The sequence below is a fragment of the Streptomyces sp. NPDC048751 genome (assembly GCF_043198595.1).
GTDB lineage: Bacteria > Actinomycetota > Actinomycetes > Streptomycetales > Streptomycetaceae > Streptomyces.
In genome coordinates, this window is the sequence record NZ_JBICUX010000005.1 from 451,621 (window position 1) to 477,464 (window position 25,844).

Here is a 25,844-nt window from a genome sequence, read left to right on the forward strand (position 1 = left end):
GCCATGCTCCGCAACGGACTGGAACCCTGGCACCTGCTGATCGTGGCGATCGTCGTGATCGTGCTGTTCGGCTCCAAGAAGCTGCCGGACACCGCACGGGCGCTCGGCAAGTCGATGCGCATCCTCAAGAGCGAGGCGAAGGCGATGAAGGACGAGGGAACCGCTGCCTCCGTGGAGGCTCCCGCCGCCCCCGTCTCTGCGGACGCTCCCGCCACCACCCGCTGACCGGTTCGCCCCCGCGCGGCCGGGGACGCCGCCGCGCCGGCCCCCGTCACGGGGGCCGGCGCGGGCGTACAGCGGTCAGGCGGGTCCGCCGGCCTGCTGCTCGAACGACGACGGCACGGCGGCGGCCTTGGCCTGCAGCCGGGCCTCGTCCTTGCGCTGTCGGCGGCTCTTGCGCGGATCCTGGTCGGCCACCCACCCGAAGGCGAGACAGCTGCCCACGACTCCGAGGAGCAGACCGATGATGAAGCCCCCGATGTTCGAGGTGAGCCACGTGCCCAGGGAGAGCAGGACGCCGAGGATCGAGTAGAAGAGGCGCTGGGCCGGGTTGAACAGGATCAGCAGCCCGATCAGCACCATCAGGGTAGGCAGGAGGTAGCCGGCCAGTCCCTGCATGCCGACGTGCAGGATGACCGGCAGCGGTGCCTTCATCGTCACCAGGATCTCCGCGCCGCCCAGGACGAGCATCAGCCCGCCCGGGAAGGGCCGGCGCGCGCTCCACTGCCGGAACCGGTTCACTTCTCGCAACCCTCGCTGCTGAACTTCATGCGCAGGTCGGGCAGCTTGAAGACGGCCGCGGTGGCGCCGTAGTTGTGCTGGTACAGGTCGGTGATGACGACCTTCTCGGCCTGCTGGCCGTAGACGCCCGGCATGCCCCGGGTGTCGACCTTGTCGAAGGTGCTGGCGTCGCGGCCGATCTCGATCTTGTTGAACTCGGCGTTGCCGGTGATCTCGTCGGAGTCGATGGCCAGGTTCTGCACGGCGACCTTGGTGCCCTTGTTGCCGGCCGTCAGGACGAGCTGGATGCCGCCGAGGTCGACACTCTGGCAGAGGTTGGTCAGCTTGCCGCTCTTGACCACCGAGGTGACGACCAGCACGTCACCGCCCGTGTCGCCCTGGTTGGGGCTGTTCGGGATCATGTGGTCCAGCGAGCCGAACTGCGCGAAGCCATCGCCTTCGAGCTTGTCGGCGGTGACCACGAACGGCATACCGGAGATCGAGAACTGCACACCGAGGGCGCCCTCGGCGGTGAGGATCGCGAGCCCCGCGGCGACACAGGTCGCGGGCACCGCCATCACGGCGGCCCGGCGCAGCCGGACCCGGCCGCGTCTCTCTGCGGAACCGCTCACCGGGTTCTCGGGGGTGTTGTCGGCGGACGACGTGACGTCCGAGGACGAGGCCATGTCTGCTCCCATGGGCATAGTCATGCGGGTTGGGCTTCAAATGGCGCGTTGTCCTGGCGCGGACAGCGGCTGTCGCGCACACCTCCTCACAACTCCCGGAAATCGCAAGGGCTTTCTCGTTACGCGTCAGTAGCCGTCTCGGAAGTTACCGATGGTTACACCCAGGGGTCAAGGCCGTTGTGAAAAAAGGGTGTCCATTGTGTGTCATCCGTGACCTGGATGCCAAACAGAGATCGACAAGGTCGTCCTCTGCATACAACTTCCGGCTTTCTTCTTGACGCTGACAGATCCTCAGGTCTACAACTCTCCCTGGTTCACCGGATCCGTGGCGCCGGATCCGCAGCGCGTCGGCCAACTGGCGCGCACTTCCCGGACTTACCTTCCTCACGGGCACGTTCTGCCCCCGAGTCCGCATGATCAGCACCTCCCGGCACCGGCACGGCCGCCCTTCCCATCCAGGGAACCCTGTCCGGTCGCCCCCTCCTGCCCGGCCCGGTCGGAGGCCACCCCCAGCGCCTCCGGCCGGTCCCGGCCGCCGTCGCTGCCGGTCCGTCACGTACGGAGAAGGCGTCACGGACCGGCAGCGGCGGACACCCAGCCGCGCCGTCCCCATGAGCTCCTTCGGGACCACACGCGCCCCCCACCCCGAAGGCCCCCCACGCCCCCACGAGTTCAGCCCCCCACTCCCCAGAAATGAGGCACCCCGCATGCGTACGCGTTCTCTCCTCACCCTCGTCGGCACCGTCGCCGCCCTCTCGCTGCCCGCCGTCGCCCCCGCCTCCGCGGCCGACACCGCGGTGCTGACCGCGGGCGGCAATGCCGTGGCCGTCGGTGACGTCCTCACCGCGTCCCTGGCCAGCGGCACGACCGCCACGCTCTACTCCAGCGCCACCGGCACCAGTGGCGTCTCCTGCTCGTCCTCGCAGTTCACCGCCACCGTCACCGACAACCCGACCGCGCCCGGCACGGCGACCGAGTCGCTCACCGGTCACACCTTCTCCAACTGTTCCGCGAACGTGCTCGGCGTGCTCGGTGTCACCGGCATCACGGTCAACAACCTGAACTACACGACGAGCGTGTCCTCCGACGGCACCGTCTCGGTGACCCCGGCGGCCGGCTCCACCATCCAGACCACGGTCGTGCTGCGCACCTTGCTCGGCAGCATCAACTGCGTCTACCAGGCGCCCAGCCTGAGCGGCACGGCGGACAACGCCGACAACAGCATCAAGTTCACCGCCCAGGAATTCACGAAGGTGTCCGGCTCGTCCCTGTGCTTCGCCAAGGGCTACTTCACCGCGAAGTACGCCCCGGTGAGCGACGGGACCACGCCGGTCACCGTCAACTGACCCTCGTAGCAGCGGAGTTCAGCGCCGACGCAGGCGCAGGACCAGGGCGGCGCCGCCGGTGAGCACCAACACCGCAGCGGCGCCGCCCGCCAGCATCGGGGCCGACGGACCGGACCCGGCGTCGGTGGTGGACGCCACCGGCGCGCTGTCCGGTGCGGAGCTGCGGGCCCGCGCGGCGGCCGGCGCCGGGGCCGACGTGGAGGGCGTCGGCGCCGGCGCCGGCGACTTGGCTGCAGGGGACGCGGGCGGCTCGCTCGCGGCCGGGGCCTTGGTCGCGGGAGGCGCGGCCGATGCCTTCGCCTCCGGGAACACCACGTCGGAGCACGAGTAGTACGTGTCCGGCGTACTGCTGTTCTGCCAGACCGTGTAGAGGACGTGCCGCCCCGTCCGGTCGGCCGGCAGCTTCGCGTTCAGGCGGTACGCGCCGCCCGTCAACGTCGGGTCCGTCACCTCGGCGAACGGCCGCTGCGGCAGGTCGGACCAGGTCAGCGGCTTCGTCGGGTCGTAGCCGGGTTTCGTCAGGTAGAGCCTGAAGGTGCCGGTGTGCGGGATCGTCGAGACGTACTTCATGCTCAGCGTGGAGCCGGGCGTGAGCCGCGTCGACGGCCAGTCGGAGCGGGCGAGGTCGAGACCCTTGTAGGCGGGCAGACCGCCGCTGCACAGCTCCCCGTCGGGGATCGTCTGCCGGTCCCGGCCGTTCACGTTCGCGACGCGCAGATTGTCCCAGGCGGTGAACGGCGCGCCGTTGGCGGCGACGGCCGCCTCGCAGGCCGCCGTGCTCTTCCGCGCGCCCCCGTCCGGCGAACAGGCCACCACCCGGCTGACCGGATCCGTGGGGGCGCCGTGCGCCTGGGCGGGCCCGGCCGCCCACACCCCGAGCAGAAGCGGGCTCGCGGCGACGGCCGTCAGGACAGCGGTGCGGTGTGCGGTCATCCGGGGCATCCGGAACGTCTCCTCGGCCGGCACGGGAACGGTCTGCTCCCCTGAAGTACGGGCGACGGCCCCGGCGCGTTCAGTACACCCCCGCCGCGTCCATCGCGCGCCGACCCGCACAAGTCGCGCGGGCAAAGAGGACATTCGTCGGCAACCGGCCGACGTCGAGGGTGGGTTTCCGGCCTGATCGAGGGTTTCCCCTGTATCCCTATGACCTTCGCTTTGCCTATCGTTCCACCACAGCTGACCCACAGGTAACCCCTCGTCCGGTCGGCACACGCGCCTGGCCGGCCGTCGCTCCGCTTTTCGACGCACCCCCCTCCGCTTCGACGACGAAGCGATTCGAACCGCGCCACTCCGCGCTGCCCGGAGTACGGCAACGAAAGGCAAGCCCTTGCGCACCTCTCCCTCCCTCAGACGGAAGCTCATATCCGTCGCCGCCCTCTCCGCAGCCCTGCTGACGACCGGCACCGCCTCCGTCGCCGTCGCCCAGGAATCCGCCCCCCGGGACACCTCCGCCGTTCCCGCCGCGCAGACCGAGGCGGCCCCCGGCACCACCGCCGAGCGCCTCATCGTCGGCTACAAGTCCGGTGCGGAGGAGGCCAAGTCGAACAAGGCCGCCGAGGCCGACGCCGCTGCCAAGGGCAAGGAGGCCGGCGAGGACGTCGACTTCCAGCGCCGCCTCGGCACCGGCGCCGCCCTCGTCGACCTGGGCTCCGACCTCACCCGGGCCGATGTCGCCGACGTCGTCGCCGAGTACCAGGCCGACCCGCAGGTCGCCTACGTCGTACCGGACCGCCTCAACAAGCCGAAGGCCGACCCGAACGACACCGAGTACGCCAAGCAGTGGGACCTGTACGAGGCCACCGCGGGCATGAACGTGCCGGGCGCCTGGAACACCACCACCGGCACGGGCGTCACCGTCGCCGTCATCGACACCGGTTACGTCACCCACTCCGACCTCGCCGCGAACATCGTCGCCGGCTACGACTTCATCGGTGACACCGCGGTCTCGGTCGACGGCGACGGCCGCGACAGCAACCCCGCGGACCCGGGCGACTGGTACAACGCCAACGAGTGCGGCTCCGGCATCCCGGCCTCCAACTCCTCCTGGCACGGCACCCACGTGGCCGGCACCATCGCCGCCGTCACGAACAACAACAAGGGTGTCGCGGGCATCGCCTACGGCGCGAAGATCTCCCCGGTCCGTGTGCTCGGCAAGTGCGGCGGCTACGACTCCGACATCATCGACGCCATCACCTGGGCGTCCGGCGGCAGCGTCTCCGGTGTGCCCGCCAACTCCAACGTCGCCAAGGTCATCAACATGAGCCTGGGCGGTGACGGCGCCTGCACCTCGGCGACCCAGAGCGCGATCAACGCGGCCGTGAACCGCGGCACGACGATCGTCGTGGCCGCCGGCAACGACAACGACAACGTCGCGAACCACTCGCCGGGCAACTGCAACAACGTCATCTCGGTCGCCGCGACCAACCGCTCCGGCGCGAAGGCGTCCTACTCCAACTACGGCTCCCTCGTGGACATCTCGGCGCCCGGCGGCCAGACCAGCACCGGCACCGCGAACGGCATCCTGTCCACGCTGAACTCCGGCAGCAAGACGCCGTCCACCGAGTCGTACGCGTACTACCAGGGCACCAGCATGGCCACCCCGCACATCGCGGGCCTGGTCGCACTGCTGAAGTCGGCGAACCCCTCGCTGACCCCGGCCCAGATCGAGTCGGCCATCAAGGCCAACGCCCGTGCGCTGCCCGGCTCCTGCTCCGGCGGCTGCGGCGCGGGTCTGGCGGACGCCGCGAAGACGGTGCAGGCGGTGAGCGGCTCCGGCGGCGGTGGCTCCACGGGGGGCACCACCTTCACCAACACCACCGCGGTCTCCATCCCGGACAACGGCTCGGCGATCGAGTCCTCCATCGCCGTCACCGGCCGCAGCGGCAACGCGCCCTCGACACTCCAGGTCGGCGTGGACATCACCCACACGTACCGCGGTGACCTGGTCATCGATTTGGTGGCCCCGGACGGTACGGCCTACCGCCTGAAGTCCTCCAGCACCTCGGACTCCGCGGACGACGTCAACACCACCTACTCGGTGAACGCCTCCAGTGAGGTCGCCAACGGCACCTGGAAGCTGCGCGTGCAGGACGTGGCCGCGCAGGACACGGGACGGCTCAACAGCTGGAAGCTGACGTTCTGACCCCTGGACCGAAGAGGTCGACAGCGGTGACGCCATGAACGGGCGGGCCGACCGGTGCGGATGGGCGCCGGCCGGCCCGCCTTCGCGTTCCCCGGCGTCACATGTGCGTGGGCTCGCGGTCACACGTGCGTGGGCTCGCGCTCCTCCGCGTCCAGCGGGTCGAGCGTCGCCAGGACCCGGGCGCCGCGGTCGGCCGCGCTGTCCAGGTGCTGGAGCAGACCCGGTACGGCGATGCTCGGCAGGATGTGGGACCACAGCACCGACAGCCGCCCACCCAGGTCCGCGCGGCCGGTCAGCGCCCGTGACATCAACTGGATGCCGGTGAACGCGCCGACGATCATCTCCACGGTCTCCCGCGGCCGCACCGTCGGCAGCAACTCGCCCCGCTCCCGCGCCAGTTCCAGCAGTACCGTCAGCCGCTCCGCCCACTGCCGGAACGGCTCGCCGTGATCCACGCTCGACGGGGTCTCCTGGTCCACCGCGAGCCGGACACTGCCCCGCAGCAGGGAGTTGCTCAACAGCCGCTCACCGACCACGAACGTCATGTCGATGATCTCCTGCACCTTGCAGGTCTGCGGCGGCACGGCACCGAACGGCACCTGCTCGTCCAGCACCGCCTGGGCGAGGGACTCCTTCGACGGGAAGTGGAAGTACAGGGCACCCTTGGTGACTTCGGCCCGCTCGAGGACCATGGCGATGGTCGTGGACGTGTAGCCGTGTTCGTCGAACACCGCGCCGGCGGCTTCCAGGATCGCCCTGCGCGTCCTGATGGCGCGCTCCTGTTTCGCCATAAGAGCCCCTCCGCGGCGCCGAGTCAGTCTGTTTTTGCCTTGGTGTGCCGGAACGGCCCGATCATAGAGGGTCTTCGACTGATCTCCATTGAAAACAAACCGGTCGCCTCGTACTCTAACGCTCACCGGAGTGGACGACTCACCGTCCGCCATGGCCTTCGGGGACCGTAGGGAGCGAGATGACTCGACCGCGGCAGGTTGCCGATACCCCGCCCATGACGGCGACCGTCCCCCGTCAACTCGTACACCGTGCGGCGGTCGCGGAAACCTATCTGACCGGCTGGAACAGAACCGGGGCCGACCGGTTCGCCGTGTCGGCCCAGTGGCCGCGAGCCCACGGGTTACACGTGTCGTCCGACTGGTCGGCCTACGATCCACTGCTCGTCGTGGAGACGGTCCGGCAGAGCGGCACGCTTCTCATGCACACCGGCTACGACGTACCGCTGGACCATCAGTTCGTGCTCCAGGAGTTCCAAGTCGACACGTTTCCGGAGCACTTGTTCGTCGGCCCGCGGCCGGCGGAGCTCGTCGTCGAGATCGACTTCACCCAGGTCCGCTACCGCGGCACCCGTCCCGCGTCCGCCCGCTACCAGGCAAGCGTGCTGCGGGCCGGTGCCCTGGTCGCGACCGCCGACGTCGCCTTCACCTGCGTCGGGCCCGCCGTCTACCGGCGACTGCGTGGCGGCCGCGCGCCGGAGACGGTCTCGGCCGTGCCCGTCCCGCCCGGACTGCCCCCGGCCGCCGTCGACCGCGTCCAGCCCGGGGACGTCGTCCTCGCCCCCGACGACCGCCCCGACCGCTGGCAGTTGCGCGTGCATACCGCACACCCCGTTTTCTTTGATCATCCCCTCGACCACGTCCCGGGCATGCTGCTCATGGAGGCCGCCCGCCAGGCCGCCCACCTGCGCAGCTCCGACCGGGAGGTACCCGTGTCCTACCACGCGACCTTCCATCGCTTCGCCGAACTGGATCAACCTGCCTGGATCGAGGCGAGCGGCGGCGACGGCACGAAGGTGCAAGTCGTGGGCACGCAGGGCGAGTCGACGGTCTTCGAATGTGTGGTCGCCACCACCGCAGAGTGAGTTATGGTGTGCGGGGGGTAAGAAACAAACGGCATGACCCGTTCTTTACGTCCCAGGAGTGTCCAGCCGATGGCGAGGCAACTACGCGCCGAGCAGACCCGAGCGACGATCCTCACGGCCGCCGCCGACCTGTTCGACCGTCATGGGTACGAGTCGACGAGCCTGAGCGACATCGTTCAGCACGCCCATGTCACCAAGGGCGCGCTCTACTTCCACTTCGCGGCCAAGGAGGACCTGGCCCACGCCATCATGGAGCTCCAGTCGCAGGCCTCCCGGCGACTGGCCGGCGAAGTGGACGAGCGGGGCTGCTCGTCCCTCGAAGCGTTGATGCGTCTGACGTTCGGCCTCGCCCGGCTGTCCGTCGAGGGCCCCATCACCCGGGCCGGCCTCCGGCTCGCCACCGGGGGAGCGGAGGTGCGCGCACCCCTGCGGCATCCGTTCAACGAGTGGCTCGACCTGATCTCGCGTCGGCTCGTCGGCGCGGTCAAGGAGGCGGACCTCCACCCGGACATCGACGTCGACGCGGTCGCCCACTCCCTCGTCAGCTTCTTCGTCGGCACCCGGGTCGTCGGCCGCACCACCGAACCCCCCACCCGACTGCCGCGCAGGGTCGCCGAGATGTGGCACGTCCTGATCCGCGGCCTGGTACCGGTGACCCGCCGCCCGCGCTATCTGACCCTGGCGACGCGGCTGGAGCGGGAGATCAGGGTGTACGAGATGCAGTGACGGGCCGTGGCGGGTGACCGGGGGTGGCGTGCCGGCCGGGCGGTACGGTGAGGCGCATGCCCCACACCCCCTCCGCCCCCGTGATCCTCGGCGACGAGCCCGGCTCCTTCCCGCACAGCGTGCTGGCCGAGCGGCACCCCGCGATCATCCACCAGGTGCGCGACGCCTTCCCGTACGGACCGGAGCAGCACCGTGCCCTCGACGCCCTGCTGGAGAACTGCGCCAAGGGCGTGATCGAGCCGCTGCCCGCCGACGCGCACGACGGGGAGCGATGGCGGGCCTGGGGCCTCGCGGACCAGGTGGGCCGGTCCTGGTTCGACGTGCCCTGGCTCTGGTCCGAAAGCTACTTCTACCGCCAACTCCTCCAGGCCGTGGGCTACTTCGGCACCGGAGCCTGGCAGGGCATCGACCCCTTCCGGCCCTCCAAGCTGGCCGAACTCGACGCCTCCGAGACGGACGAGGAACTGGCGGCGCTCGACGACCTGGAGGGCCGCCCGGCCGACGAACGCGCCAATGCCCTCCTGCACGGCTCCCTGTGGGGCAACCGCGCCGACCTCGGCTTCCGTCTCTCCGCGGGCGGCGCCGACACCCCGGCCCCCACGCCCGCCCTCGTCGCCGACGACAGCGACACGCTCTGGTCGCTGCTCCCCGCCTCCGGCACGGGCACCCTCTGCCTGATCGCCGACAACGCGGGCCGCGAGCTCATCCCCGACCTGCTCCTCGTCGCCCATCTCCTGGACCAGGGACGCGTCGGCCGGGCCGTCCTGCACCTCAAGCCGTACCCGTACTACGTCTCCGACGCCACGACCGCCGACCTGGTCGACGCGTTGCGCCGGCTGACGGCGGCACCGGGCGCGGCGGCCACGTACGGCAGGCGCCTGTGGTCCGCGCTGGCCGACGGCAGCCTCACGGTGCGCGCCCACCCCTTCGCCGCCGCCCCGCTGCCGTTCGAGGCGCTGCCCGCCGACCTGCGCGCGGAGTTCGGCGCGGCCACGCTGACCATCGTCAAGGGCGACCTCAACTACCGCCGCCTGGTGGGCGACCGCCGGTGGCCACCCACCACTTCCTTCGCCGACGTCACCGCCCACTTCCCGAGCCCGGTCGCCGCCCTGCGCACCCTGAAGTCCGACGTGATCACCGGGCTCGACCCCGCCACGGAGGCCGCGCTGGTGGCCGCCGAGGGGCAGCGCTGGCGGACGGGCGGGACGCACGCGCTGATCCAGGTCCGGCGGTAACGCAAGGGGCAGCCTGGGGTGAAGCCGGCCAACTCCGCCACAGGGCACGGAATTCCGGGTTGATTCACGCGATGGTGTGATCATGTCCCGCCCCGCGGATGGCTGCCGAGGGCCCCGGGTAGGGCCCGGCCATGACGCAGCCGTTCGAACTCCCGCACTTCTACATGCCGCACCCCGCGCGGCTGAACCCGCACGTGGAAGAGGCGCGCGCCCACTCGACGCGGTGGGCGCGCGACATGGGCATGCTGGAGGGGTCCGGGATCTGGGAGCAGACCGACCTCGACGCGCACGACTACGGGCTGCTCTGCGCCTACACCCACCCCGACTGCGACGGCCCGGCGCTCTCGCTCATCACCGACTGGTACGTGTGGGTGTTCTTCTTCGACGACCACTTCCTCGACATGTACAAGCGCACCCAGGACCGCGTCGCGGGCAAGGCCCACCTGGACCGGCTGCCGCTGTTCATGCCGCTGGACCTGTCGACGCCGGTGCCCGAGCCGCGGAACCCGGTCGAGGCGGGTCTCGCCGACCTGTGGGCGCGCACGGTGCCGTCGATGTCGGTCGACTGGCGCCGCCGTTTCGCCGTGGCCACCGAGCACCTGTTGAACGAGTCCCTGTGGGAGCTGTCCAACATCAACGAGGGGCGGATCGCCAACCCCGTCGAGTACATCGAGATGCGGCGCAAGGTGGGCGGCGCCCCCTGGTCGGCGGGTCTGGTGGAGTACGCGACCGCCGAGGTGCCCGCGGCCGTGGCCGGTACGCGGCCCCTCAGGGTCCTCATGGAGACGTTCTCCGACGCCGTGCACCTGCGCAACGACCTCTTCTCCTACCAGCGCGAGGTCGAGGACGAGGGCGAGAACAGCAACGGCGTGCTCGTCCTGGAGACCTTCTTCGGCTGCACCACCCAGCAGGCCGCCGACACCGTCAACGACATCCTCACCTCCCGCCTGCACCAGTTCGAGCACACCGCGTTCACCGAAGTGCCCGCCGTGGCCCTGGAGAAGGGGCTCGCACCGCACGAGGTCGCCGCGGTCGCCGCGTACACCAAGGGACTTCAGGACTGGCAGTCCGGCGGCCACGAATGGCACCTGCGCTCCAGCCGCTACATGAACGAGGGCGCCACCTCCACCACCCCCTGGCAGCGCCTGGCCGGCCCCGGCACCTCCGCCGCCGACGTCGGCGCCCTGCTCGCCTCGGCCGCCGCCGAACGTCTGCGGGCCCATCGCCACGTGCCCTTCCAGAAGGTGGGGCCCTCCCGACTCCCCGACTTCCACATGCCGTTCGAGGTCGAGTTGTGCCCGCACCTGGAGGGTGCCCGGCACCGCCTCACCGACTGGGCGCACCGCATGGGCATCCTGGAGGAGGGCGTCTGGGACGAGGACAAGCTCGCCGCGGCCGACCTCCCGCTCTGTTCCGCCGGGCTCGACCCCGACGCGACCGAGGAGGCCCTCGACCTCAGCTCGCACTGGCTCGCCTGGGGCACCTACGGCGACGACTACTACCCGCTCGTCTTCGGCGCCCGCCGCGACCTGGCCTCCGCCCGGCTGACCACGGCCCGCCTGTCCGACTGCATGCCCGTCGACGGCACGGGGTTCCCCGTCCCCGTCAACGCCATGGAGCGCGGACTGATCGACCTGTGGGCGCGCACGACGGCGGAGATGACCCCCGATCAGCGGCGCACCCTGAAGGCCGCGGTCGACGTGATGACGGAGAGCTGGGTGTGGGAGGTGTCCAACCAGCTCCACCACCGTGTCCCCGACCCCGTCGACTACCTGGAGATGCGGCGCGCGACCTTCGGCTCCGACCTCACCCTCAGCATGTGCCGGATGGGCCAGGGCCCCGCCATCCCGCCGGAGGTCTACCGCAGTGGTCCCGTCCGTTCCCTGGAGAACGCGGCCATCGACTACGCCTGCCTGGTCAACGACGTCTTCTCCTACCAGAAGGAGATCGAGTACGAGGGCGAGGTCCACAACGCGATCCTCGTCGTGCAGAACTTCTTCGGCTGCGACTACCCGACCGCGCTGGGCATCGTCCACGACCTGATGACCCAGCGCATGCAGCAGTTCGAGCATGTGATCGCCCACGAACTACCCATCCTGTACGAGGACTTCGAGCTGTCGGACGCGGCCCGCGACGCCATGGGCAACTATGTCGCCGACCTGCAGAACTGGCTGGCCGGCATTCTCAACTGGCACCGTGTGGTGGACCGTTACAAGGCGGACCACCTGGCCCGGCGCACCCACGGGTTCACCCCGGACCGGCCCCCCGCCCCGCTGCTGCCCGCCCGCCTCTGACGTCCCCGGTCACGCGGGCTGCCCCGCCCGCCGTGCGGCGTGCTCGACCGCGGCTCGCGCCAGCCCCCGTACGGCGGGGTGCGGGCGCGAGCCGTCGCCGTACAGCTCTGGCTGGAAGAGCGTCGCCAGGAAGAAGGGGTGGCCGGGGAGTTCGGCGATCCGCACCTGCCCGGCCTCGTCCCGGCCGGAGAAGCGCAGACCGTGCGCGCGCAGGGTGTCGAGGTGGCGGGACGGCCCGTACTGGCAGGAGTAGCGCTCGACCGTGCGCTCCGTGCCGAGCACGGAGTGGGCGAGCGAGCCCGGTTCGACGAGGACGACGTCCTCGTGACCGGCCAGCGAGCAGGCGAGCGGCTCGATGAGGAAGTCCTCGGCGTCGGGGTCGTTCTCGGCGTGCGCCACCCGCGTCAACCCGCACGCGCCCCGGGCGAACTCCAGCAGCGCGTGCTGGAACCCGCCGCACGTGCCGAGGAAGGGGATGCCCTCCTCCCGCGCGGTACGGATCGCGGCCAGCACGCCCGCCTCACTGCGGTAGGGGCTGCCCGGTACGACCCACACCGCGTCGAAACCCCGTACCGCGCCCTCGGCCTCGGCGTCCTCGGACGGGATCCAGTAGGCGTCGAGGACGAGCCGCTCGCGGGCGGCGAGCGCGTCGAGGAGCAGCGGGACGCGGGTGTGCGAGACGACGTTGGGGGAGCGGTCGCCGACGAGGGCGACCTTGGCGATCTGAACTGCGCTTTCGGTCATGCGCTCATCCTCGACACCAGCCCGCGTTCACGTCCAACGATGATTCCTGCACCCTCGATAAGCAGATCTGATGTCGATGGGATCCTGGTGCGCATGGACCCGCACCTGCTGCGCACGTACGTCACCGTGGCCCGCCTCGCCTCCTTCTCGGAGGCAGCCCGCGCGTTGGGCTACACCCAGTCCGCGGTGTCCCAGCACATCGCCGCCCTCGAACAGGACCTCGGCGCCCCGCTGCTCACCCGCCGCCCCGTCGCCCCCACGGCGGCCGGCGAACGGCTCCTCGAACACGTGGGTCCGCTGCTGCTGCGCCTGGACGCGGCCCGCGCGGACGTCGCCCGCATGGCGAACGCCCCCGAGCACGGGCTGACGCTCGCGGCGACCCCGACCGCGCTCGGCCGCCGCGTCCTCGCCGCGCTCCCCGCCGCGGGTGTGACGCTGCGGGTCCTGACCCGCGAGGAGATCCCGGCGGCCGTCGCCACCGGCACGGCCGACCTGGGCCTGGTCGACGGCCTGGCCGCGCCCAGCGACCCGCTCCGGCTGCCGGACGTGGCACCGCTGACCACGCACGCGGTGGCGGAGGAGCCGGTGTGCGTCCTGCTGCCCGGCACGCATCCGCTGGCCCGCCGCCCCGCGCTGCGCCTCGGCGACCTCGCCGACGCCCGCTGGCTCGACGCCCCCGACGCGGGACTGCCCCTGGCTCAACTCCGCGCGGCGAACGGCGGCCACGGCTTCCGCCCCGCCCTGCGCTACGACGGCACCGACCTGCGCACCCTCACCACCCTGTCCGCCACCGGCCACGGCCTGACCCTGCTGCCGACCTCGGCGGCCACGGGGGTCCCGGGCGCGGTCGCCGTCCCCGTGACCGAGCCCCGAGTCGTCCACCGTGTCGAACTCGTCCACACAGGGAGCCTGAGGGGAGCGGCGGCGATCCTGGCGGAGACCTTGTGACGGCATGGTCGGCGAAGGCGCCGTGACGCCCGTGGCCGGCGCGGGCGTAGTGACGGCTATGGCTTCCCGCCTGCGACCCCTCGGCAGTCTCACTCGTTCGTGGTACGTCGTGCGTCGGTGCGCCGGGTAATGCACCCTCCGGCGGTGATCCGCACGATCCGGAAGCGGCCCGCACCAGCCGGAGGCGATCCATGGAACAGACAGCGTTGCGTCCCAAGCCGATGCCGGGAGGGGAGAAGCCGGGCGGCGGCACGAACGAGGGCCCGACGCGGCGCCCGCACGCCGTGCGCCGTCGAGGCGGACGGCTCACGACCCTCCTGTGCGGCCTGCTGGTCGGGACGGTCCTGGTCCTGTCCGGTGTCGGACTCGGCCTCGTGGGCGCCACGGTGATCGGCATGAGCGAGCTCGCCGCACTGCAACAGCAGGCGGGGCGGGTGATTCCAGGGGCGTCGGCCGCTCCCACCGGCGCGCCCGGGCCTTCGGTGACGCCGTCCCCCGCGCCGGCGCCCGTCCGCGCGACCCTCGGGCTGGAGGCCGTGGACGCCGAGAAGGTGGGCGCGCTCGTCGTGGGCGTGCACGTGCCCGGCCCCGGCTACTCGGCCGGGCTGGTCCGGGGCGACGTACTCCTCGCCCTCGGCAAGACCCGTGTCGACTCCGCCGCCGACCTCGCCCGCGCGGTCGGCCGGGCCCGACCGGGAGCCGAGCTCGTCCTGACGGTGCGCCACCGCAGCGGCGGCTACCAGCAGCTGAAGGCCGTCCCCGGCGTCGTCACCTGACCCTCACACGCTCACCGTCCAGAAGTGGCTCGTGAGCCGCCCCTCGTCGTCCAGCACATGGAAGGCCAGGCCCACCGGAGCATCACGGTCAGCCACCTGCTCGCCCTCCCACGGCAGCGGCGGCGCCCAGGTCGCCCCGGGGCCGACCACCAGCGGCCGCCCCGCGAAGGAGGTGGCGGCGGGCATGTGCGCGTGCCCCGTGACGAGCCCGGCGATCTCCGGCCGACGCCCCAGCAGCGCGGCGAGCCGGTCCGCCCCGCCGAGCCGGTGGGAGTCCGGGCGGGGGCACCTCCCACGCCTCTCGGGCAGTGGGGGAGGACGGTGCGGCGCCACCGGCGGATGGTGGAAGGCCAGCAGTGCCGGAACGGCCCCGTCGAGCTCGTCGAGCGTTCCCTCGATCCAGTCGTACGTCTCCTCGTCCAGCGCCCCGTCGTCCCTGCCGGGGATGCTGGAGTCGCACATCAGCACCGCACCGCCGTCGAAGACCTGCACGGTGTTGACCGGCCCGTCGGCCGCGGGCAGGCCCAGCAGGGCCTTGCGGTACGGGGCGCGGCAGTCGTGGTTGCCCGGGCAGGTGAGCACCGGGAACGGGGCGTCGCCGCCGCGCAGCTCCAGGATCCGCGCCGCCTCCTCGTACTCCGCCTCCGTGCCGTGGTCCGCGATGTCCCCGGTGACCAGCAGCGCGTCCACCTGCCCCGGCAGCTCCCACAGCCGGTCGCGCACCCGCTCGGCACGCTCCGTGGCCCGTGCGCCGCCGTCCAGACGCAGGCCGCTGATGTGTGCGAGTACGAGCACTGCGGTCGGCCTCCCTTGCACGTCCCCCGGACGTCCACGTCGAGTAATGCTTGGCTCGCATCAAACCATTAGCGCTAATGGAATGGCAATCGCCTTCCGTTAGCGCTCGGCCCTCAAACGTCAGTACTCCGGAAACCCCCGACAACCGGCTCGCGCAGGCCCCGCCGTCCGGGCAGGATGCTGCCCGTAGCCCACCCATCCGCTCAGGGAGGCCCGGATGACCGGCCGTACGCCCGTGTCCTTCACCGCCGACGACTACCGGGCCCGCATGGAGCGCGCCGCACGCGCGGCCACCGACGCCGGATTCGCCGGTCTGCTCGTGGCGCCGGGCCCGGACCTGGTGTGGCTCACCGGCTACACGCCCACCGCCGTCACCGAACGGCTCACCCTCCTCGTCCTCGTCCCCGGCCACGACCCCGTCCTCGTCGTCCCCACCCTGGAGGCCCCGGACGCCGCCCAGGCCCCCGGCGCCCCGGCGCTCACCCTGCGCGACTGGACCGACGGCAAGGACCCCTACGCCGTCACCGCCGCCCTCCTCGACGGCAGCGCCGGCTTCGCCATCAGCGACAACACCTGGGCGATGCACCTGCTGGGCCTGCAGAGGACGCTGCCCGGCACCTCCTACGCCTCCCTCACCGACGCCCTGCCCATGCTGCGCGCCGTCAAGGACGCGGCGGAGCTGGAGCTGATGGCGGCCGCCGGTGCCGCCGCCGACGCGACGTTCGAGGAGATCCGCGACGTCCCCTTCGCGGGCCGGAGGGAGTCGGAGGTGGCGGCGGACCTCAGCCGTCTGCTGCGGGCCCACGGCCACGAGCAGGTCGACTTCACGATCGTCGCCTCCGGCCCGAACGGCGCCAACCCGCACCACGAGGTCGGCGACCGCGTGATCGACCGCGGCGACATGGTCGTCCTCGACTTCGGCGGCCTCAGGGACGGCTACGGCTCCGACACCTCCCGCACGGTCCACGTCGGCGAACCGACCGACGAGGAGCGCCGGGTCCACGACATCGTGCGCGAGGCCCAGGAGGCGGGCTTCCGCGCGGTGCGGCCCGGCGTCGCCTGCCAGGAGGTCGACCGGGCCGCCCGCGCGGTCATCGCCGACGCGGGCTACGGCACGTACTTCATCCATCGCACCGGGCACGGCATCGGCGTCACCACGCACGAACCGCCGTACATGATCGAGGGCGAGGAGCAGCCCCTCGTGCCCGGGATGTGCTTCTCCGTGGAGCCCGGCATCTATCTGCCCGGGCGCTTCGGCGTACGCATCGAGGACATCGTCACCGTGACCGAGGACGGCGGCCGCCGTCTCAACGACACCACCCGCGAGATGGTCATAGTGGACTGAGCGACCCAGGAGCCCCCGCACACCCCCGAGCGACTACGGCGCGACCATGACCCAGGCACCGACACCCACCGCGGACACCGTCCACCGACTGGTCCGTTCCCTGCTCAAGGACACCAAGGAGGGCCAGGCCACCGAGGAGGCGCAGTCCGGCCCGGCGATCCGCGACGGCAACGGCAACGGTGGCGTGGGCGCCGCCGGGCCCGAGATCCGGCCCGTCGCCGAGGGTGTCGAGCACTCCACGTGGTGGGTCGGCACCCGCCACGTCCTGCGCCTCGCCCCCGACCGCGACGCCGCCACGCGCCAGCGCCGCGAACTGCGCCTGCGTGACGTCGTCCGCCCGCACGTCCCGGTCGCGGTGCCGACCAGCGTGGCGCATGGCGAATGGGCTGCCGGCCTGACCTACACGCTGGACACCAAGGTGCTCGGCGGCACGGCGGAGCAGTACGACGTGTCGGCGGTCGGCGAGGCGGACCTGGCCGGGCTGCTCACGGGGCTGCGCGAGGTGCCGGCCCGCCAGGCCGAGGCGCTCGGCGTCCCCCGGGCCGCCCCGCGCTCACTGGAGGCGCTGCGCCGGATGGCCGTGTCCGCCGCCAAGGCCCTCGCGGAGGCCGACGAGTTCGACGCCTCGCGCCTGACCCAGCTGACCCCGCCGGGCGCGGCCCAGCTCGCCGCCCAGCCGGCCGGCGCCGTCCTCGTCCATCACGCGCTCAGGGGCGAGCACCTCGTGGTCAGCGCCGACGGCCGGGTGCGCGGCGTCCTCGACTGGACCGACGCCGTCCTCGGTGACCCGGCCGAGGACATCGCCGGGCTCGTCCTCGCCGTCGGGTCCGGCGCCGCCGTCCGCGCCGCCACCCTCTCCGGGTACGGGGCCCGTCCCTGCCTGCGCGGTCTGTGGCTCGCCCGCTGCGACACCCTGATCCACCTCGCCGCCGGTGTCGCCGGCCGCGAGGCCGGTTCGCTGCCCCTGCTGCGGACCCGGCTGCGGCGCGCCTGGGAGGCGATCCTGCTGGAACGGGTGAGCGAGTTCCGCGAGGACGACACGGGCGACGAGCTCTAGAGAAATCCTGTCGGCAGGGCCCGCGTCACTCCTGGATCAGCACCACGCACGACTCCCCGGGCAGCCGCAGCACGCCGTCCGCCCCGGGCGCCTCGACCGGCTCCCACGCGGCCAGGACCTCGATCGGGCGGGTCCCCAGGGGGATCTCCGCCGCCTCCTTGCCGAGGTTCACGGCCACCCGCACGTCACCGCGCCGGAAGCCGAACCAGCGGGCGGCCGCGTCGTAGGCCACCTTGGTGTCGGAGAGGTCGGGATCGGTGAGGTCCGCCTGCGCGTGCCGCAGGGCGATCAGCCGGCGGTACCAGTCGAGCACGCGCGCGTGGGGCTCGCGCTCCGGTTCGGACCAGTCCAGGCAGGACCGGTCGCGGGTCGCCGGGTCCTGCGGGTCCGGTACGTCCTCCTCGGCCCAGCCGTGCTCGGCGAACTCGCGCCGCCTGCCCCGGCGTACCGCCTCCGCGAGCTCCGGATCGGTGTGGTCGGTGAAGAACTGCCAGGGCGTGCCCGCCGCCCACTCCTCGCCCATGAACAGCATCGGCGTGAACGGCGCGGTCAGCGTCAGCGTGGCCGCACAGGCCAGCAGCCCCGGCGAGAGCGTCGCCGACAGCCGGTCGCCCTGCGCGCGGTTGCCGACCTGGTCGTGGGTCTGGCTGTAGCCGAGCAGCCGGTGCCCCGCCACGCGCGAACGGTCCAGGGGACGTCCGTGGCCCCGGCCCCGGAAGCTGGAGTACGTGCCGTCGTGGAAGTAGCCGCCGGTGAGCGTCTTGGCGAGCGCGGCGAGGGGGGAGCGGGCGAAGTCGGCGTAGTACCCCTGGGCCTCACCGGTCAGCGCGGTGTGCAGGGCGTGGTGGAAGTCGTCGTTCCACTGTGCCTGCAGGCCGAGGCCGCCCTCCCCGCGCGCGGTGACCAGACGCGGGTCGTTCAGGTCGGACTCGGCGATCAGGAACAGCGGTCGGTCCACCTCGGCGGACAGGGCGTCCACGGCGCTCGACAGCTCCTCCAGGAAGTGGCACGCGCGTGTGTCCTTCAGCGCGTGCACCGCGTCCAGGCGCAGCCCGTCGATCCGGTAGTCGCGCAGCCACGCCAGCGCGCTGCCGATCAGAAAGGCGCGCACCTCGTCCGAGCCGGGCGCGTCGAGGTTCACGGCGGAACCCCACGGGGTCTGGTGCCGGTCGGTGAAGTACGGCCCGAAGGCGGGCAGGTAGTTGCCGGAGGGACCCAGGTGGTTGTGCACCACGTCGAGGACCACGCCCAGGCCGAGCCCCTGCGCCCGGTCCACGAAGCGTTTCAGCGCGTCGGGGCCGCCGTACGGCTCGTGCACCGCCCACAGCGAGACGCCCTCGTACCCCCAGCCGTGCCGTCCCGGGAACGGGCACAGGGGCATCAACTCGACGTGGGTCACGCCCAGTTCGACGAGATGGCCGAGCCGCTCGGCGGCCGCGTCCAGGGTGCCCTCGGGCGTGTAGGTGCCCACGTGCAGCTCGTACAGGACCGCGCCCTGCAGCGGCCGCCCCGCCCACCGGGTCCGCCACGCGTGGCGCCCCTGGTCGACGACCGCGCTCAGCCCGTCCGGCCCGTCCGGCTGCCGGCGCGAGCGAGGATCCGGCCGTACGGGGCCGTCGTCCACCGCGAAGCCGTACCGCGAGCCGTCCCGCGCCTCCGCCTCGCCGGTCCACCATCCCGCCCGCTCCGGATCGCGCTCCAACGCGCGCGTGGCGCCGTCGCACTGGAGCGTCACACGATCGGCCTGCGGTGCCCACACCTCGAACTGCACGGGACGGTTCCCCTTCGTCTGCTCACCGTGATGTAGCCCGTCCATCGTCCTTCAAACGAGATCGAACCGCTTTGGAATCACCCTTTACCGGCGGGTCCCGTCGGCCACACGCGTGCGGCGGCCGTTTCTCCGTTTTCTGGACACCCAAGGTTTACTGACCGACAATCACCAACGTGACGTCGTCCTTCGAGTTCCCCACGTACCCCGCGCGGCTGTCCGACGCGGAGCGCGACAAGGCGCTGAATGTGCTGCGTGACGGCGTCGCGATGGGCCGCCTGTCGCACGACACGTTCATCCGGCGCATGGAGCTGGCCCTCGCGGCGCGCCGTTCCGACGAACTCGTGGCGCTCACCGCGGACCTCCCCCAGGAGAGCCGCTTCTCGCGCCTGGTGTTCGGCACCGTCGAGGCGGTCTCCGGCTTCACCGTACGGCTGCGCAGGGCCTGGCGGGCCGAGCGGCTGCCGAAGCTGCTGCTGCCGCACCCCGGCCACGGGCATCCGCTGCGCATCGGCCGCGACCCCGCGAGCGGGCTGCGCCTGAACCACGAGACGGTCTCGCGTGTGCACGCCGAACTGAGCCGTCAGGGCGGCATGTGGGTCCTGCGCGACCTCGGCTCGACCAACGGCACGACCGTCAACGGGCGCCGGGTGATCGGCGCGGCCGTCGTCCGGGAGGGTGACCAGGTCTCCTTCGGGCACATGGCGTTCCGGCTCTCGATGGACTGAGCCGTCCCCCAACCCCGGCGCCGGCCACGGCTTCACGCCTCGCAGTGAGCCAAGTGGTGTTCCGTGCGGCGGTGTTGACGTGGTCCGCGAGTCGTGACTCACTGTGCGTACATCATGTACATCAGGTGAACCGACGGCACCACGGGGTGGAGGTGTGTGCGCTGCCGCCACTCCTCCGCTATCCGACCGTCGACGAGCTGGGCGCCCGGGCGGCCGCACTCGTCGCCCGCCGCCCGCGGGACACCCGACTGCGCCGCATCGGCACCTCCCGCGCGGGCACCCCCCTGTGGCTGCTCTCCGTGGGGCACGGCAGCCGTCATGTGCTCGTGGTCGCCGGGCCGCACGCCAACGAGCCGGTGGGCGGCGCCACCGCCCTGCGCCTCGCCGAACGGGCCCTCGCCGACCCCCGGCTCACCGAGGGCGCCGACACCACCTGGAACCTGCTGCTGTGCGTCGACCCCGACGGCCTGCGCCGCAACGAGGGCTGGCTGCCGGGCCCGTACACCCTCGGTCACTACTTCCGGAACTTCTTCCGGCCCGGCTTCCTCGAGCAGCCCGAATGGCTGCCCGACGGCGCGGCCGGCGCCACGCTGCCCGAGACCCGCGCGCTGCTCGAACTCCAGGACGAACTGCGGCCCTTCCTCCAGTGCTCCCTGCACGGCGTCGACGTCGGCGGCGGCTTCGTCGAACTCACCCACGACCTGCCGGGCCTCGCCGACCGCGTCGCCCACACCGCGGCCCGCCTCGGCATACCGCGCGAACTCGGCTCGTACGACACCCTGTACTGGCCGGGCCTCGGGCCCGCCGTCCACCGGATACCCCCGCCGCGGCGGGGCGACCTCGCCGCGGCCATCACCGAGGCGGCCGTCGAGTCGACGTGGTTCCACCCCCACCGGCACGGCACGGTCACCGCGGTCGTCGAGGCACCCATGTGGGGCGTGGCCGCCGTGGAGGACGGTTCGCCGCCCGACGACCGGGACGCGGTCCTGCGCACCGTCAGCAGCACCCTGCGCCACGACACCCGCGCCCTGGAGCGCATCCTGGCCCGCATCCGGCCCCACCTCACGGACGTCCCCGAGGCGGCCCGCCTGCTCGCACCGGTCGACGACTACGTCCTCGTCTGCCCAGGGCTCGCCGACGCCTGGGACCCCGACGTCGGCGACCGGGAGCGCCCGCTCCCGCCGCTCAGCACCGCCCACCTGGTCACCCTGCGCATCGCCGGACGACGGCTCGCCCTGCGCACGGCGGGCCTGCTGCACCAGCTCGTGACCGGACCCGGACGCGACCCGGCCCGGGTGCTGCCCGAGCTGGACCGGCTCGTCGACGCGTGGTGCGCCGACTACCGCGACGGCTGCGGGGCCCGCTGGATACCGGTCGCACGCCAGGTCGAATACCAGTCCCGCGTGGTCCTCGCGACGTTCGAACTGGCCGCACGGTACGCGCCCGCGTGCTCCCGTTCGGGTGAGCCGGGCTGGGGGAGCGGGGCCGCCGTGCCGATGCATCGGGAATGACGCGTTACTCGAATCCCCTGCGCTCTCCGAGGACGACGGCCGTACGGGGTGGTCTGCTGGCGGCGGCGGCTCTCCTCCTCGCCACCACGACCCCGGCACCGGCGGCGGCGACCTCCCCCGGGAACTGGCTCTATCTCACGGTCACCCGGGGCGACACCCGAGGCACCCTCCTGCTGTGTGATCCGCCGGCGGGCCACGCGCGTGCCGCCGACGCCTGCGCGGAACTGAGAGCGGCCGGCGGCGACATCGGCCGCATCCCGCCCAAGGACGCCATCTGCACGATGCTGTACGCCCCGGTGACCGTCCGCGCGCGCGGCGAGTGGGGCGGGCGGCCGGTCGCCTACGAGCGGACCTTCTCGAACGGGTGCGTGCTGGCGGCGCGGACGGGATCGGTGTTCGCGCTGGACGAGTGAGGGTGGGCGGGCGCCGCGGCTCAGGTCTCCCTCACGCGCGCGTGCAGCGCCGCCGCCACGACAGTGCGGGACTGGTGCTCGACCTGGTGCTCCACGGGCACCCAGCGCGCCCGGAAGCGCTCCGCGAAGGCGTCGCTCCAGGTCGCCACGAGCCGTTCCAGGCGCGGGGCCCCGCGGTCGTCGCTCTCGCGCAGGACCCGCAGCAGCATCGCCGCGGCCCGCAGCGGCAGCCGCCGGCCGAACGCGTCCACGCTGCCGACGTACGCCATCGTGGCGTCGGCCGGCGGTGTGCGCATCCAGTCCGCGGCCAGCCCCGGTATCAGCTCCAGCGCCCACCGCGCGGACCGCAGCAGCGGCCCGTCGACGCCCTCCAGACGCGGCCGTGCCTCGGCGAGCACCCGCTCCACCTCCAGCGCGTCCCGCAGCAGCCGGTGCGCGAGGCGCCGCATCGCCGCGGCCGGCGCGGGATGCGGCGCCGGGTCGTCCACCAGGTCGCTCGCCCACATCGGCACCTCGACCACCGCGGTCAGACCGCCGTAGCGGTGCGTGTGGTACCAGGTGCTGCGCCGGGCGTCGTCCGGCATGCTCGGGTACACCGCGTCCGCGCCCGGGTCGGGCATCACGTGCACGCCGGGCCCCGACGCGGGCCAGCCCGCGGCGTCCGAGGCACCGGTCTCCACCGGGATGTGCAGCTCGGCCGCCGACTTGGCGAACGGCTCGGCGAGACCGGGGATGTCCTTGGTCAACTGCACCCAGCTGCCGCCCAGGTCGGTGCCGTGCAGGGTCACCTGGAGGTAGGGCCGCAGCTCGTCGATGACACCGGTGAGGGCGCGGGTCTCCGGGGGCAGCCGGTCCGGCGGCAGCACGGCGGGCGACCACTCCGGCTGCTCGGGGCCCGCAGGCCGGAAGAACCCGAGGTGGTACTCCAGCAGACTGCGCGGCGCCGGCGTCCTGTGCAGGCTGGCCCCGTCGGGGTCCGCGCACAGCAGGAAGTGCCAGGACCTGCTGTCCCGTAACTCCCGTTCGTGCAGGACCCGTTCGGCGAGCGCGAGGAGCGTGCGGCCCCCGGTCGGCTCGTTCGCGTGGGCGCCCGCCACGACGAGCACGGCCCGCCTCGCGTGCCCCACCGACAGCAGGTGCAGCGGTCTGCCCGCGCGGGAGACACCGACTTGTCTGAGCGCGCACAGGGCAGGCCGACGTGCGGCCAACGCCCGTGCGGAGGAGACCAGTTCGACGAGCGTGGGGTAGCGCAGCTCCGGCAGTGGACTCACCCCCGTCATGTGTCCGCCCGGCTTCGCATCCGCAGTACCCCACGGTCTCCGGGAACTGTCAAGGACGCGCAGGGGAGGCCGCGGGGGGCGCCCGGAAGCATTCGGCTCCCGTCAGTCGCCGGCCCGCTCCAGCAGCGCCACGGGCAGCCCCGCGAACAGCTCCGCCACACGCGCGTGCCCCGTGAACTCCCGCTCCGGAGCCAGTACGTCGACCCACCGCCCCGGCGGCAACGGCAGCCGCGTCTCCAGCCAGCCGCCCGCCTCCGCCAGCCGCAGCGACAGCCGCGTCACCGCGGTGACCACCTCGCCCGAGCGCGCGAACGCCAGACAGTGCGCCCCCGCCGGTCCCTCGGCGGTCAGCGGCGCGTACGTCGCCGACTCCCCGAAGACCTCGGGCCGGCGCCTGCGAAGCCGCAGCGCGGCCGCGGTCACCGCGCCCTTGTCGCCGGCGTCCCCGGGCGGGAAGTCCACGGCCCGCCGGTTGTCGGGATCCACGAGGGCCCGGTACTCGACCTCCGTGCCCTGATAGACGTCCGGCACGCCCGGCATCGTCAGATGGAGCAGCGCCGAGCCGAGCACGTTGGCCCGGATGTGCGGCTCCAGCGCCTTGCGGAAGGCCGCCACAGGGGCGCCTGGCGGCCCGCACGGGCCCGCCGCGACGAACGAGGCCACCGCCTCCTCGTACGGCGGCTCCTGCTCCGTCCAGCTCGTGTACAGGCCCGCCTCGCGCACATGCTTCAGCAGCGCCTGCTGGACGCGGTCCTCGGTCGCGGGCCCGAGCCCGAACACCGTCTGCCAGGCCGCCCACGCCAGCTGCGCGTCCGGCACGCCCTCACCGGTGCGGGTGACCTCGGTCAGGACGTCCGCCCAGCGGCCCGGGCACTCGGTGAGCACGGTCAGCGCCGCCCGTACGTCGGCGCTGCGCTTGGTGTCGTGGGTCGACACGACGGTGCCGGTGGCGGGCCAGTCGCGCTGCACGCGCGCGCAGTACGCGTGGAACTCCTCCGGCGCGAGGGCCGGCCGGCCGGGGTTGCCGCCCACCTCGGTGGCCGACAGCAGCGGCACGTACCGGTAGAAGGCGGTGTCCTCCACCGACTTGGCCCGCAGCGCGGAGGAGGTCTGCGCGAACCTTGTCCGCAGCTCCACCTGCTCCGGCCCCTCACCGCCGGCCCGCCCGAGCAGCAGATCCCGCAGGATGTCGACCGCGCCGCCCTCCTCCGGCACCACGAAGGCGAGCCGGGCCTCCGCGGCGGCCTCCTCGGTGACGACCGAGGCCGCGTCCTGGGAGGCGTACGGGCGGTAGACCTCCAGCCGGACCAGCAGCTCCTCCAGCGCGATGCGCAGGGTCCAGGGCGCGCGGTCGCGCAGCGCCGGATCGGGCGAGGTCTCGCAAAGGCGGTGCGCGACCCGGGTCAGCCGGTCCATCTCGGCGGCCAGCTCGTGCGACAGCACCCGGTACGCGGCGCGCCGCACCGTCGCCTCCCACTGCCCGCCCCGGTCCGTCTGCGGCGCCGCGAAGCGTCGGTACTGGCCCAGCAGTTCCCCGGCCCCCGCCGGGTCCGTGAGCACGCCGTCGACGTGCCGCAGGGCGTCGTAGCCGGTGGTGCCCGCGACGGGCCAGGACGCCGGCAGGTGCTCGCCGTCCGCGAGGATCTTCTCCACGACGGTCCAGCGGCCGCCGGTCGCCTCGTGCAGCCGCCGCAGGTAGGCGTCGGGATCGGAGAGCCCGTCGGGATGGTCGACGCGCAGCCCGTCGACGACGCCCTCGTGGAGCAGCTGGAGGATCTTGGCGTGCGTGGCCTCGAACACCTCGGGGTCCTCGACCCGCACCCCGATGAGCTCGGAGATGCTGAAGAACCGCCGGTAGTTGAGCTCCGTACGAGCCAGCCGCCACCACACCGGCCGGTACCACTGCGCGTCCAGGAGCTGCGGCAGCGGCAGCCCCCCGGTGCCCTCGCGCAGGGGGAACACGTGGTCGTAATAGCGCAGTACGTCCCCGTCGACCCGCAGGTTCCCCAGCTCCGCGCCGACGGGCCCGCCGAGCACCGGCAGCAGCACCTGCCCGCCCTGCGCCTCCCAGTCGATGTCGAACCACCGCGCGTACGGCGACTCGGAGCCCTCGCGCAGCACCTCCCACAGGGCGTGGTTGTGCCGCGGGGCCATGGCCATGTGGTTGGGCACGATGTCCACCACCAGGCCCAGACCGTGCTCCCGCGCGGTGCGCGACAGCGCCCGCAGCCCCTCCTCGCCGCCCAGCTCCGCACGCACGCGCGCGTGGTCCACGACGTCGTAGCCGTGCGCCGACCCGGGCACGGCCTCCAGGACGGGGGACAGGTGCAGGTGCGAGACCCCGAGCGAGGCCAGGTACGGCACCGCGGCCGCCGCGGCCCCGAAGGGGAACTCGGGCTGCAGCTGCAGCCGGTAGGTGGCCGTCGGCACCGCCGTGTCCGCTCGCTCAGATGTCAT

23 protein-coding genes are annotated in these 25,844 nt (G+C 72.6%); 14 read left to right on the top strand and 9 right to left on the bottom strand.

The features are described from left to right. Positions 1–3: 3 nt before the first annotated feature. Entirely contained in the window at positions 4–225 is a 222-nt protein-coding gene (gene tatA, locus ACGFNV_RS19245; RefSeq protein WP_393623902.1) for a Sec-independent protein translocase subunit TatA, read from the top strand. 75 nt (positions 226–300) lie between these two features. On the opposite strand, the gene ACGFNV_RS19250 is transcribed toward tatA, so the two are convergent. Next, entirely contained in the window at positions 301–741 is a 441-nt protein-coding gene (locus ACGFNV_RS19250; protein ID WP_393623904.1) for a DUF6114 domain-containing protein, read from the bottom strand. Beyond that, entirely contained in the window at positions 738–1,406 is a 669-nt protein-coding gene (locus tag ACGFNV_RS19255; RefSeq protein WP_393623906.1) for a DUF6230 family protein, read from the bottom strand. Before ACGFNV_RS19255 ends, ACGFNV_RS19250 begins: the two co-directional genes overlap by 4 nt. Before the next feature lie 707 nt (positions 1,407–2,113). On the opposite strand from ACGFNV_RS19255, the gene ACGFNV_RS19260 reads away from it, so the two are divergent. Further along, on the top strand, positions 2,114–2,752 hold the full coding sequence (locus ACGFNV_RS19260) for a Tat pathway signal sequence domain protein (RefSeq protein WP_393623908.1): 639 nt from the start codon (positions 2,114–2,116) through the stop codon (positions 2,750–2,752). Between the two features lie 18 nt (positions 2,753–2,770). Here the strand turns inward: ACGFNV_RS19260 and ACGFNV_RS19265 are convergent, their stop codons facing one another. After that, the gene (locus ACGFNV_RS19265; protein WP_393623910.1) at positions 2,771–3,694 is read right to left on the bottom strand and encodes a lytic polysaccharide monooxygenase; all 924 of its coding nucleotides are present in this window, start codon (positions 3,692–3,694) and stop codon (positions 2,771–2,773) included. A gap of 385 nt (positions 3,695–4,079) precedes the next feature. Between ACGFNV_RS19265 and ACGFNV_RS19270 the strand changes: the two genes are divergently transcribed. Further along, a complete protein-coding gene (locus ACGFNV_RS19270; RefSeq protein ID WP_393623912.1) occupies positions 4,080–5,894 on the top strand; it encodes a S8 family serine peptidase in 1,815 nt (604 codons plus the stop codon). Positions 5,895–6,013: 119 nt separating this feature from the next. Here the strand turns inward: ACGFNV_RS19270 and ACGFNV_RS19275 are convergent, their stop codons facing one another. After that, positions 6,014–6,685, bottom strand: coding sequence for a ScbR family autoregulator-binding transcription factor (locus tag ACGFNV_RS19275; protein WP_393623914.1), 672 nt, complete (start codon positions 6,683–6,685; stop codon positions 6,014–6,016). Between the two features lie 215 nt (positions 6,686–6,900). On the opposite strand from ACGFNV_RS19275, the gene ACGFNV_RS19280 reads away from it, so the two are divergent. From ACGFNV_RS19280 to cyc2, 4 genes are all read left to right on the top strand, one after another. Then, positions 6,901–7,767, top strand: a complete 867-nt coding sequence (locus ACGFNV_RS19280) for a ScbA/BarX family gamma-butyrolactone biosynthesis protein (protein WP_393623915.1) — start codon at positions 6,901–6,903, stop codon at positions 7,765–7,767. Positions 7,768–7,836: 69 nt separating this feature from the next. After that, positions 7,837–8,493 carry a ScbR family autoregulator-binding transcription factor gene (locus ACGFNV_RS19285; RefSeq protein ID WP_393623917.1) on the top strand — a complete coding sequence of 219 codons (657 nt, stop codon included), beginning with the start codon at positions 7,837–7,839 and terminating at the stop codon, positions 8,491–8,493. A gap of 56 nt (positions 8,494–8,549) precedes the next feature. Continuing rightward, positions 8,550–9,728, top strand: coding sequence for a damage-control phosphatase ARMT1 family protein (locus ACGFNV_RS19290; RefSeq protein ID WP_393623919.1), 1,179 nt, complete (start codon positions 8,550–8,552; stop codon positions 9,726–9,728). Between the two features lie 131 nt (positions 9,729–9,859). Beyond that, positions 9,860–12,022, top strand: coding sequence for a germacradienol/geosmin synthase Cyc2 (cyc2, locus tag ACGFNV_RS19295; RefSeq protein ID WP_393623920.1), 2,163 nt, complete (start codon positions 9,860–9,862; stop codon positions 12,020–12,022). A 9-nt stretch (positions 12,023–12,031) separates the two neighbouring features. Here cyc2 and ACGFNV_RS19300 read toward each other — a convergent pair whose 3' ends face one another. Beyond that, the gene (locus tag ACGFNV_RS19300) at positions 12,032–12,766 is read right to left on the bottom strand and encodes a hypothetical protein (protein ID WP_393623921.1); all 735 of its coding nucleotides are present in this window, start codon (positions 12,764–12,766) and stop codon (positions 12,032–12,034) included. Between the two features lie 93 nt (positions 12,767–12,859). On the opposite strand from ACGFNV_RS19300, the gene ACGFNV_RS19305 reads away from it, so the two are divergent. Further along, complete coding sequence (locus ACGFNV_RS19305; protein WP_393623923.1) at positions 12,860–13,714, top strand: LysR family transcriptional regulator; 855 nt, start codon at positions 12,860–12,862, stop codon at positions 13,712–13,714. 191 nt (positions 13,715–13,905) lie between these two features. Next, positions 13,906–14,490, top strand: coding sequence for a PDZ domain-containing protein (locus ACGFNV_RS19310; RefSeq protein WP_393623925.1), 585 nt, complete (start codon positions 13,906–13,908; stop codon positions 14,488–14,490). Positions 14,491–14,493: 3 nt separating this feature from the next. Here the strand turns inward: ACGFNV_RS19310 and ACGFNV_RS19315 are convergent, their stop codons facing one another. Then, positions 14,494–15,285, bottom strand: coding sequence for a metallophosphoesterase (locus tag ACGFNV_RS19315; protein ID WP_393623926.1), 792 nt, complete (start codon positions 15,283–15,285; stop codon positions 14,494–14,496). Between the two features lie 217 nt (positions 15,286–15,502). On the opposite strand from ACGFNV_RS19315, the gene ACGFNV_RS19320 reads away from it, so the two are divergent. Further along, on the top strand, positions 15,503–16,630 hold the full coding sequence (locus tag ACGFNV_RS19320; RefSeq protein ID WP_393623927.1) for an aminopeptidase P family protein: 1,128 nt from the start codon (positions 15,503–15,505) through the stop codon (positions 16,628–16,630). 46 nt (positions 16,631–16,676) lie between these two features. Beyond that, a complete protein-coding gene (locus tag ACGFNV_RS19325; protein WP_393623929.1) occupies positions 16,677–17,687 on the top strand; it encodes an aminoglycoside phosphotransferase family protein in 1,011 nt (336 codons plus the stop codon). Between the two features lie 25 nt (positions 17,688–17,712). On the opposite strand, the gene treZ is transcribed toward ACGFNV_RS19325, so the two are convergent. Continuing rightward, a complete protein-coding gene (gene treZ, locus ACGFNV_RS19330) occupies positions 17,713–19,458 on the bottom strand; it encodes a malto-oligosyltrehalose trehalohydrolase (protein ID WP_393623931.1) in 1,746 nt (581 codons plus the stop codon). A 173-nt stretch (positions 19,459–19,631) separates the two neighbouring features. On the opposite strand from treZ, the gene ACGFNV_RS19335 reads away from it, so the two are divergent. From ACGFNV_RS19335 to ACGFNV_RS19345, 3 genes are all read left to right on the top strand, one after another. Next, positions 19,632–20,183, top strand: a complete 552-nt coding sequence (locus tag ACGFNV_RS19335) for an FHA domain-containing protein (protein ID WP_393623933.1) — start codon at positions 19,632–19,634, stop codon at positions 20,181–20,183. Positions 20,184–20,329: 146 nt separating this feature from the next. After that, positions 20,330–21,694: a M14 family zinc carboxypeptidase gene (locus ACGFNV_RS19340; protein ID WP_393624079.1), complete on the top strand. Its 1,365-nt coding sequence runs from the start codon at positions 20,330–20,332 to the stop codon at positions 21,692–21,694. Further along, the gene (locus tag ACGFNV_RS19345; protein WP_393623935.1) at positions 21,691–22,107 is read left to right on the top strand and encodes an SSI family serine proteinase inhibitor; all 417 of its coding nucleotides are present in this window, start codon (positions 21,691–21,693) and stop codon (positions 22,105–22,107) included. The genes ACGFNV_RS19340 and ACGFNV_RS19345 overlap by 4 nt, the downstream gene beginning before the upstream one ends. Before the next feature lie 20 nt (positions 22,108–22,127). Here the strand turns inward: ACGFNV_RS19345 and ACGFNV_RS19350 are convergent, their stop codons facing one another. Next, positions 22,128–23,378: a M14 family zinc carboxypeptidase gene (locus ACGFNV_RS19350; RefSeq protein WP_393623936.1), complete on the bottom strand. Its 1,251-nt coding sequence runs from the start codon at positions 23,376–23,378 to the stop codon at positions 22,128–22,130. A 111-nt stretch (positions 23,379–23,489) separates the two neighbouring features. Further along, a complete protein-coding gene (gene treY, locus ACGFNV_RS19355; RefSeq protein WP_393623937.1) occupies positions 23,490–25,844 on the bottom strand; it encodes a malto-oligosyltrehalose synthase in 2,355 nt (784 codons plus the stop codon).

Excerpts from the sequence above, each read along its gene's own strand:
- ACGFNV_RS19305 (WP_393623923.1), top strand. The coding sequence starts at position 12,860 with ATGGACCCGCACCTGCTGCGCACGTACGTCACCGTGGCCCGCCTCGCC.
- ACGFNV_RS19300 (WP_393623921.1), bottom strand. The coding sequence starts at position 12,766 with ATGACCGAAAGCGCAGTTCAGATCGCCAAGGTCGCCCTCGTCGGCGAC.
- ACGFNV_RS19310 (WP_393623925.1), top strand. The coding sequence starts at position 13,906 with ATGGAACAGACAGCGTTGCGTCCCAAGCCGATGCCGGGAGGGGAGAAG.
- ACGFNV_RS19345 (WP_393623935.1), top strand. The coding sequence starts at position 21,691 with ATGACGCGTTACTCGAATCCCCTGCGCTCTCCGAGGACGACGGCCGTA.
- ACGFNV_RS19325 (WP_393623929.1), top strand. The coding sequence starts at position 16,677 with ATGACCCAGGCACCGACACCCACCGCGGACACCGTCCACCGACTGGTC.
- ACGFNV_RS19260 (WP_393623908.1), top strand. The coding sequence starts at position 2,114 with ATGCGTACGCGTTCTCTCCTCACCCTCGTCGGCACCGTCGCCGCCCTC.
- treY (WP_393623937.1), bottom strand. The coding sequence starts at position 25,844 with ATGACATCTGAGCGAGCGGACACGGCGGTGCCGACGGCCACCTACCGG.
- tatA (WP_393623902.1), top strand. The coding sequence starts at position 4 with ATGCTCCGCAACGGACTGGAACCCTGGCACCTGCTGATCGTGGCGATC.
- ACGFNV_RS19265 (WP_393623910.1), bottom strand. The coding sequence starts at position 3,694 with ATGCCCCGGATGACCGCACACCGCACCGCTGTCCTGACGGCCGTCGCC.
- ACGFNV_RS19275 (WP_393623914.1), bottom strand. The coding sequence starts at position 6,685 with ATGGCGAAACAGGAGCGCGCCATCAGGACGCGCAGGGCGATCCTGGAA.
- ACGFNV_RS19320 (WP_393623927.1), top strand. The coding sequence starts at position 15,503 with ATGACCGGCCGTACGCCCGTGTCCTTCACCGCCGACGACTACCGGGCC.
- ACGFNV_RS19280 (WP_393623915.1), top strand. The coding sequence starts at position 6,901 with ATGACGGCGACCGTCCCCCGTCAACTCGTACACCGTGCGGCGGTCGCG.
- ACGFNV_RS19290 (WP_393623919.1), top strand. The coding sequence starts at position 8,550 with ATGCCCCACACCCCCTCCGCCCCCGTGATCCTCGGCGACGAGCCCGGC.
- ACGFNV_RS19285 (WP_393623917.1), top strand. The coding sequence starts at position 7,837 with ATGGCGAGGCAACTACGCGCCGAGCAGACCCGAGCGACGATCCTCACG.
- cyc2 (WP_393623920.1), top strand. The coding sequence starts at position 9,860 with ATGACGCAGCCGTTCGAACTCCCGCACTTCTACATGCCGCACCCCGCG.
- ACGFNV_RS19255 (WP_393623906.1), bottom strand. The coding sequence starts at position 1,406 with ATGGCCTCGTCCTCGGACGTCACGTCGTCCGCCGACAACACCCCCGAG.